Annotated in this window: 2 protein-coding genes; both read left to right on the top strand. The window is 55.0% G+C overall.

Annotated features, from left to right (window positions below; translation table 11 throughout):
- Nucleotides 1-174: 174 nt before the first annotated feature.
- A complete protein-coding gene (locus DU506_RS21220; protein ID WP_114488794.1) occupies nucleotides 175-762 on the top strand; it encodes a sigma-70 family RNA polymerase sigma factor in 588 nt (195 codons plus the stop codon).
- 14 nt (nucleotides 763-776) lie between these two features.
- Entirely contained in the window at nucleotides 777-980 is a 204-nt protein-coding gene (locus tag DU506_RS21225) for a zf-HC2 domain-containing protein (protein ID WP_114488795.1), read from the top strand.
- The last annotated feature ends 125 nt before the right edge of the window (nucleotides 981-1,105 follow it).

Genomic DNA, 1,105 nt, shown 5'->3' on the forward strand with positions numbered 1-1,105 from the left:
ATCCGTGAGCATTTGTCGGGGCATGGCAGGCTCGCCGTTTGTTGGTGTCGGAACCTCTATTCTGTGAGCTTGCCCCTATCCTGCCAAATCTTCCTGCCACCAAACATCAACAGACCCTAGCCTCACACGACAGATGTTGCCAATTTCCACTTTTCTCCACAGAGCCGCTCTCTCATGCTCCATCAAGCCTCCTCTTTCGAGAATCAAAAGCGCCTTGAAGCGGTGCGACCGCGTTTAATAGCCTTCGCCAGGCTGCATTTACGTAATGCCACCCTAGCGGAAGACGTGGTTCAGGAAGCGCTGCTCACCGCCCATGAAAAAGCCAACGATTTCGAAGGCCGCTCCGGTTATGAAACCTGGGTGTTCGGCATATTGAAATACAAGATTCTCGATGGGCTTCGCGCCCAGAAACGCCAAGGCACCTGGCAGCCGATGAACGACGATATCAGCGACGACCTGCTCGATCACCTGTTTCAGGAAAATGGACGTTGGCAGCCTAATGCCCGCCCCAGCCGCTGGGGTGAACCGGATGCCGTATTCGAAAATGAACATTTCTGGCAAGTGTTCGATGCCTGCATGATCGCCCTGCCGGACAACATTGCCCGGGTGTTTTCGTTGCGAGAATTGATGGGGCTCTCGACTCAGGATATATGCAAGGAGACCGGCCTCAAGGAAAACAACTGCTGGGTCATCCTGCACCGCGCGCGGCTACGCCTGCGTACCTGTATCGAGCGCGGCTGGCTCCAGGAAGAATCATCTTAACGAGGAAATACAGCATGATAATGTGCCAACGCGCCACAGAGCTGATGTCTCAACGTTTGGACCGTCCACTGAGTTGGCAGGAGCGTGTGTCGCTGCACTTGCATCTTTCGATGTGTGGCGCCTGTAGCCAGTGCAATCGTCAATTCGACCTGCTTCATCAGGTGGGCGAACGTCACCCGGCAGTAAACACACCCAAAAAGCCATCCATGAAGAAATAATTCATCATCGTTTTGCGCGGGAAACCCGGTTGCTTTAGCGCCGGGAGGGATAGCGCGTCGTGCGCAGCACGACTCGGGGTTCCCTGTCCGCGCCTCCTTTAGTGTTGAATGGTGGGTAGTGGGTG

Origin of the sequence: Vreelandella rituensis (genome assembly GCF_003336665.1) — a bacterium.
Classification (GTDB): Bacteria; Pseudomonadota; Gammaproteobacteria; order Pseudomonadales; family Halomonadaceae; genus Vreelandella; species Vreelandella rituensis.